Consider the following 7,183-nt stretch of genomic DNA (forward strand, 5'->3'; position numbering starts at 1 on the left):
TTACTTGCCGCTTGATGCTAAAATAGACCTCTTTCGAAACTCGCTCATGATGAGCAAATGCGAGGAGTATACGAAGCACAGAGCCGCAGCGTACATGAAGTACGTGAGGACTTGCGCATCGGAGCGACGAAGCAGTTGCCATCAGGAGTAGAGTTAGGAAAGAGGTCTAATAATCACGAACAACCTTCTTCACCCTTCACATTGGCTAATTGTTAATTAAATACTTACGCAAGAGGTCTATCATCTAAAATGCTTTGATCAACTTCTTACTATGCCTGAGATATCTCAAAATACCAATGAGACTACAGAAATATTTTTAAAATGGCTCAACTACTGGAAATACAGAAATTTTACAACGCTACGCGTTTATGTTACATAAGAGTGCAATGTATGAGCGGCAATGATATGCAGAAGAAAATATCAGCAAGTTATACAAAGCCATCAGGGCATCTTAATACAAAGCTCGATGGAGGAGCAGCGTCAATTTCAAGAACAACCACACCTAGGAATGCAGCAATCGCAACAAATGCAGTCACAAAACAATAGACCTCTTTCGAAACTCACTCATGATGAGCAAATGCAAGGATCATACAAAGCACAAAGCCGCAGCGTACATGAAGTACGTGAGGACTCGAGCATCGACAGCGTCGCCACAGTTGCTATCAGGAGTAGAGTTAGGAAAGAGGTCTAATGTATTTTTTTCGCAGCAACAGTCTAACGCAATAAGGTCTAAAAACCAAAATCACCTCAAAGCACGAATACACAAGAACAAGAAGCGCCACTTCAACGGGGTCTGAACGCAAACCAGCTACAGCTCCGATCGTTTCGAATACGCACAAACAACACTAGCCCCCAGTTACCACCGAAGAATTAAATACGCTTCTTGAAATGAAACTGAACTAGACTTCTTGCCAGACTCATCCGTGTCAATGGCAAATGCAAAGAGTAAGTGACAGGAGCAAATGAAAGTGTAAAACTCGAAACATACAATAAAGCGCGACAAAGGGTTCGAATCGATAAACAACGCGCACGTCGCAGTCAATGAGTAGAGTTTGCACAAGAGGTCTAATGGTATAAAAGTTCTAATCAGGCCAGTGGTGTGCATGCTACTTTTTATAAGTTTGCATACACATCTAAAACCTGCTCATCGGCAGTTTCGACTCCACTTTTCTTATCTCACTCACTCATACTTCTCAATCACACCTACATTCCGCTCACGCATGCTTCTTGCGCATCAACAATTTAAGCATATCTCGCACCAACGCTACGCAATAAAAGGCCGCAAGCAAAAAAGCGATTATTGCTAGCAAACCTATTGGCATTACAACGGCAAATAATCCAACACCCCCTTGAAATGATGGTATATTTTGAAATAATTGGCATGCAACAGTTATGCCAATAAAAGCAATGCAACCATAGATTATTCTTTTTTGAAAATGACCAAATGCCGAACGCATTTCAACTGGAGCCGCATGCTTAACAAAAAAAATTAAAGCAAATTCCTCTGCTGCACCACGTAATCCATCAAAAAAGCTGAAATTTTCAAAAAATATAGCGTGTAACTGAAGAAAGTGCGCGATGGATGGTGTGGGTGGATCTGTTTTAAAATTTAACAGTAAAAAAATTGGCAAGGTGAGAGATATGAGGTTGTTTATAAATAACAATACGAATGATATCTCCCACCTATTAGCGAAAAGGAAAGAGCGCATATATAAAAACTCTAAATGTAAGCATTAATTAATTAAGTAATGAGACGAGAGGAGATGATAATAAAGTTCCACCCACCTCAAAAGAATATTTTATTATAGCAGACTATATTAATTGACAACCCTTAGACTTGCTTTTAACTGAGTCGCAAGCATAATTATCCCATCCCGCAGAACAAGGATCGGTGTAATGCAGTACCCACATCGGGCATAGCCTTAGCGCAAACTAACGTCTGTTTTGTCGTAACACAAGCAGTAGTAGAAAAAGCCGCGCCAATAGCAGCGCGTGGTGTGCATGTAGGCACTTTTATAAATATCACCATAAACGTTAATCAACCCAATCTGGCTTCTAGATAATAACACTCATCATTACTGATGGCAATATTAAAAGTTGCAATTCTCGATAAATACACATCATTCACGGTAATAGTGCTACAAAACAACTATCGCTCACACTACATCATAAAACTCATCATATCACAAACTCATCATATCATAAAGCTCATCATATCATAACAAGGCTCAATGTGCAGCGGCAGCTCAGACAAGAGTTTATGATATTCTAGCTCATGCGAGAGATTAGTAAGATACATCTTCTTAGGCCGATACTCCTGGTCTAACTTCAACACATCCTCCAGCCCAAAATGCTTAGAATTCGCCTTATATCTAACGCAATCTAAAATCCAAACATCAATATTATGCAAATATTCCTTAGACTCTTCCGGAAAGGCGCTTACATCATTAGAATATACAAAATCATTAATCCTCATGCCCAAACTATCAGTCTTACCATGTATTTGACGAAAAAATCTAAAATTTAAATTAGATATCATTTTTTCCTCAAAATCAGAAATCACCTCAAGACTCATCACTTTGCGCCCTTCCCTACTCCGCTCCTCGCCTCGCCCTACCTTCTGCATCAAATTATCTTGAAACAAATAGCCAAAATTCGCACGCAAATCATCTGCGCTAGCTTTATTAGTTATAATATTTAAAGTAGAGTCACTCTGATATGCAAAATATTTTAAATCATCAAGCCCAGCACAATGGTCGTAATGACTATGCGTGAGAATTGCGCAAGCAATGGATTTTACTCGCGCTCTGAGAATTTGCGACCTGATATCACATCCAAAATCTATCAAAATCGGCTTATCCTGCTCACCACCCACTCCCTCTTGCCAATTAGGAAAAATTAAAAGTGCGCACCTGCTGCGTTTATTATATGCAATATCCGAACTACATACCTTGCACTCGCATGCAATAACAGGCACTCCAGCAGAGCTACTACATCCTAAAATCACTACTCGCATCATAAAACTTCTGCTATAAAACCGCTTGCACTTGAAAAATAATCCCAGGAAAGATGCCTAATAAAACTACTATACAGGCTAAAATACATAATTGTGTATTAATCCAAAACAAACCAACTTTATTTTTAATTAAACTATCATCCTGCTGGCTAAACACATCCCTTTCATCATGCATAACGATGTTAGGTTTTTCGCAATTCCAAACCACTTTACCATAAAGATAAAACATATAAATTAAATTCAACAAAGCGCCAGCAAAGGCAATAAATGCTAAACTACGATGCACATCTATAATAGAAGTAACACTAAAAAATTCACCAATAAATCCACTAGTACCAGGCATGCCAGTCGCCCCTAAGGTAAACAGCATCATCATTACTGCTATAAATGGCAGGCGCTGCTTAACCATATAGTAGGAATCGATATCTTTAGTATGATATACCTCATATAAAACCCCTACCAACAAAAACAAACCACAAGAAATAATGCCATGACTGAGCATCTGAAACAATGATGAATTAATCCCAATAACGCTATTGCTAAAAGCCCCAATAACCACATAACCCATATGAGATATAGAAGAATAGGCGATCATAGCCTTAATGTTCTTCTGGCTAAAAGCGACGCACGCAGCATAAATAATGGCAAAAACTCCCATCGATATCAAATATTCTTGATACTCTTCCACGATTTCTGTAAACAAGGAGCAATTTATTCTCAAAATGCCATACCCTCCTAACTTTAACAACAAAGCTGCAAGTACCATAGAGCCAGCCGTAGGTGCTGCAACATGGGCTTTTGGTAACCATGTGTGGAATGGGGGAATTGGTAGTTTTATTAAAAATGCTATAAGCGACAGAAAAAAAAGTATCTTGCAAACGTCATGATCCAGCGTGTCTAGGTCTACCCCGATATCATTTAACTCAAGAGTCGAGCAATGATATGAAAGCATTAGAATAGCGGATAAAAAACATAAAGAGCCAAGCGCAGTATACATAAAGAACTTCACCGCTGCCTCTTTAGCCCCTTGTGCGCCCCATATCCCTATAATCAAATACATAGGAATTAAGGTGGCTTCAAAAAAGAAATAAAATAATAATAAATTGATAGAGCAGAACGCTCCAATTATTAAGCTTTGGGTTAATAATAAGGCGGATAATATACCTTGCAATGAGGTTTTTATCGTATATATCGAAACAACAATACTAGCCAACATCACAATGCAAGTAAGAGGCAACATTGGCATAGAAATAGCATCTAACCCAATATGAAAATTTAATTTAATGGGCTTATAAATAGAATAGAATACTACAAACTGATATCCGGGCGCATCACTATCAAAGCGCCAATACAGAGCCACTCCCAAGATAAGCACTGCGATTGCGGCGCAAATTGCCACTAACACACAACAGTATTTTTTATGAGACGGGAAGGCTAAGATGAGGCCGCTAGCAAGTAATGGTAGTAATATCATCGCTAATAATATCGACATGGCGCAAACTTTATAATTGATTCATCGTTGATCTATAGTTGAGATATCACAAAAATCCAACAACATGACGAAAGAACGCATAAAATAAAATAGAGAAGATATGCATATAAATCCTTGCTATTTGCAGACACAAAGAGGCGCGAAGATCTTGCAAAACCCCTCACCGGCCAACAAACGAGCGCGGCATCAATCATAGATTCGAGCGCAACAAAGAATTTGCATATACACACAAATAAAGTCGCAACTCGCATTTGCGTAATTTGTATATTCACTTTTTCCAACGCCGCCTCTAAAGTTTTATAATCCCTAACCTTCCAACCAATAAAACCCCCAGCGCACATCATGCACAATGTCCAGACCACGGTAGGATCTATCAAAACTTGCGTCATCATCACCTCCCATTCACTGTTCCAAAGAACAATGCTTAAGAATATGGAGCAAGCGGTGAGACAAACCAGCACGATGTTCATTCGATTTATCACTCGCGCATCAGAAACCGTGCCGTGCAAACGAAAAGGAGAAATGCTTTGTATAACATTAAACTTATTAAAAAACACACAACCTAAAAGACGCACAGCATAACAAGTAGTACAAGCCACTCCTAGCAATGCTAAATAATACAAAACGCCATCTTGTTGGTGTATAGCATGCATCATTAGTTCCTTTGATATGAATCCTGCTAATGGTGGCGCGCCAATAAGCGAAAAAACAGCAATGAATAGGCAAGCAAAAGTAGCTGGCATTTGCTTACAACTTAACTTAATTTGATAGATATTTTGACATTGAGTAGCATGAATAATTACTCCCGCGCATAAGAACATCAAAGATTTAAAAAAGCCATGCACAAACAAGTGCAGCCCCGCAACTTCATAAGCGCCACAACCGCAAACCCCAAGCATATAGCCTAGTTGGCTAGATGTGGAGTAGGCAATAATTTTTTTTAAATCAGACTGTATAATAGCCAGCGCAGCGCACAATACTGCGGTAGCTAAACCTGCCCACTGCATAATGTGCATTATTTGAGCGAAATTAAAGATCCATCTACACTTTATAATAAAAAATATCCCCGCTGTTACCATAGTGGCTGCATGTATTAACGCTGAGGCTGGGGTGGGGCCTTGCATCGCGCCTATAAGCCAACTATGAGCAAAAATTTGAGCAGATTTTACGCAGCATGCAAAAAGCAAAAGATATGCGATATAGGGTAAATTTGCCGAGAGTAATATATTGCTATGATAGTTTACAGGCTCTAGATTGAACGAGTGAGTGCTATAAAAAAATAATGCCATAGCACACATCATGGCTACATCACCAAAACGATTAATAATAATTGCGCTCAAAGCAGCGCTGTTTGCGCTTGCAGTATTATAAAAACCTATCAGCAGATACGAACACAAACCAACCCCCTCCCATCCAATAAATAATTGAATAAAATTAGCGCTCGTAACCAAAAGCAGCATAAAAAAAGTAAAGAGCGAGAGGTAAGAAATAAAAAGATAGCGTTGATCAGCCTCCAAGTAGTAGCAAGAATATACATGCACCGCACAAGATACAACCGTCACCAAAAAAATCATTTGCGCAGCTAAAGCATCTACCTGAAGAGCGATATTCACTAAATATAAATTTGCGCAACTCAGCAACTCTATGTTATAACGCTTCTCTAAAATTAAAACGCAATATAATAAATATGCGCTCGCACAACACATAAAAACCGCGGAGGAAAGATATAAAACTTTAGAAAGTCTTACTAACCCAAAGTTTAACAAGAATAGAAATAATGGTAAAAAAATTATGAAAGATACAACACAATTCATACTCAATCCTTCGATTTTTTGAGATAAGTCGAATTATGAGTTTTAAAATACACAATAATTATAGCTAGAGCTATAGCTGTTTCGGCCGCAGTAAGCCCTAGTACAAATAAAGAAAAAATTTGACCAGAGATCTCCTTAAGATATACGGCAAAGGCTACAAAATTGATATTAGCAGCTAATAAAATAAGCTCTACAGACATAAGCAATGTTAAGATACTACGATTGCGCAGCATTGCACCCATCAAACCCAGAATAAACATCGCACACGATAAGAATAAATAATGACTCAAATCTATCTTCATGCCTAACCCCTTTTTTTTCGTATTTTTATAACATCAATGTGTATAACTTATTGACTAAACAGAATCTCCGACTTGCTATAATCAACCTTTGCTTTTTTGTCACTCTCTTTTTATATCTCGCACCAAAACTGCTAACTAGCGTGAGGAAGGAAAGGAGATAGAAAAAAGAAATAAAACAACATTTTTATCATTTTTAGATTGGCCATTTCATATTAACTCTCTAATGAAAATCATGCACTACTATGAGTAATAAAACAATAAAAATTTAAGATTATTGAACTTCAGGTGTTAAATTGTATAAAACATGTATCAAACTAAAAATTTACCACAAACTAAATAGCCAGCTAGAGATACAAAAACAGAGAAGCAACCTCACTACTACGCCACCTCATAAAGCGCTTGATCGGAGTTCCGCAGGAAAGTAGTATTTTTTGCATTAGACCTCTTGCATAACCTATTCCGTGGGGTAATTTTGTTGTCAAAACTCCTTTGCGCTCCTCATATACTAGAGTATGCTGCGGCGCTCAACATCATTTTTCCTAAAAATTCCTCTTTCATT

General features: G+C 38.1%; 10 protein-coding genes. 4 read left to right on the plus strand and 6 right to left on the minus strand.

The annotated features are described in order from the left end of the window. Positions 1–57 precede the first annotated feature (57 nt). From Sarmat_RS05525 to Sarmat_RS05535, 3 genes are all read left to right on the plus strand, one after another. The gene (locus tag Sarmat_RS05525) at positions 58–216 is read left to right on the plus strand and encodes a hypothetical protein (RefSeq protein ID WP_202149504.1); all 159 of its coding nucleotides are present in this window, start codon (positions 58–60) and stop codon (positions 214–216) included. A 174-nt stretch (positions 217–390) separates the two neighbouring features. Next, positions 391–546 carry a hypothetical protein gene (locus Sarmat_RS05530; protein WP_202149794.1) on the plus strand — a complete coding sequence of 52 codons (156 nt, stop codon included), beginning with the start codon at positions 391–393 and terminating at the stop codon, positions 544–546. Positions 547–566: 20 nt separating this feature from the next. Continuing rightward, entirely contained in the window at positions 567–797 is a 231-nt protein-coding gene (locus tag Sarmat_RS05535) for a hypothetical protein (protein ID WP_202149795.1), read from the plus strand. 417 nt (positions 798–1,214) lie between these two features. On the opposite strand, the gene Sarmat_RS05540 is transcribed toward Sarmat_RS05535, so the two are convergent. The 6 genes from Sarmat_RS05540 to nuoK form a co-directional block, all read right to left on the minus strand. Continuing rightward, positions 1,215–1,664, minus strand: a complete 450-nt coding sequence (locus Sarmat_RS05540; protein WP_202149796.1) for a hypothetical protein — start codon at positions 1,662–1,664, stop codon at positions 1,215–1,217. A 200-nt stretch (positions 1,665–1,864) separates the two neighbouring features. After that, the gene (locus tag Sarmat_RS05545) at positions 1,865–2,029 is read right to left on the minus strand and encodes a hypothetical protein (RefSeq protein WP_202149797.1); all 165 of its coding nucleotides are present in this window, start codon (positions 2,027–2,029) and stop codon (positions 1,865–1,867) included. 165 nt (positions 2,030–2,194) lie between these two features. Next, entirely contained in the window at positions 2,195–3,019 is an 825-nt protein-coding gene (locus Sarmat_RS05550) for an MBL fold metallo-hydrolase (protein ID WP_202149798.1), read from the minus strand. A gap of 10 nt (positions 3,020–3,029) precedes the next feature. Beyond that, positions 3,030–4,508 carry a complex I subunit 4 family protein gene (locus tag Sarmat_RS05555; RefSeq protein WP_202149799.1) on the minus strand — a complete coding sequence of 493 codons (1,479 nt, stop codon included), beginning with the start codon at positions 4,506–4,508 and terminating at the stop codon, positions 3,030–3,032. 32 nt (positions 4,509–4,540) lie between these two features. Then, on the minus strand, positions 4,541–6,214 hold the full coding sequence (locus Sarmat_RS05560; RefSeq protein WP_202149800.1) for an NADH-quinone oxidoreductase subunit 5 family protein: 1,674 nt from the start codon (positions 6,212–6,214) through the stop codon (positions 4,541–4,543). Positions 6,215–6,324: 110 nt separating this feature from the next. Then, positions 6,325–6,624: an NADH-quinone oxidoreductase subunit NuoK gene (gene nuoK, locus Sarmat_RS05565; protein ID WP_202149801.1), complete on the minus strand. Its 300-nt coding sequence runs from the start codon at positions 6,622–6,624 to the stop codon at positions 6,325–6,327. 293 nt (positions 6,625–6,917) lie between these two features. On the opposite strand from nuoK, the gene Sarmat_RS07145 reads away from it, so the two are divergent. Further along, a complete protein-coding gene (locus Sarmat_RS07145; protein WP_279611766.1) occupies positions 6,918–7,049 on the plus strand; it encodes a hypothetical protein in 132 nt (43 codons plus the stop codon). The last annotated feature ends 134 nt before the right edge of the window (positions 7,050–7,183 follow it).

The sequence above is a fragment of the Candidatus Sarmatiella mevalonica genome (genome assembly GCF_016751895.1).
In the GTDB taxonomy this organism is placed as follows: domain Bacteria; phylum Pseudomonadota; class Alphaproteobacteria; order Rickettsiales; family Rickettsiaceae; genus Sarmatiella; species Sarmatiella mevalonica.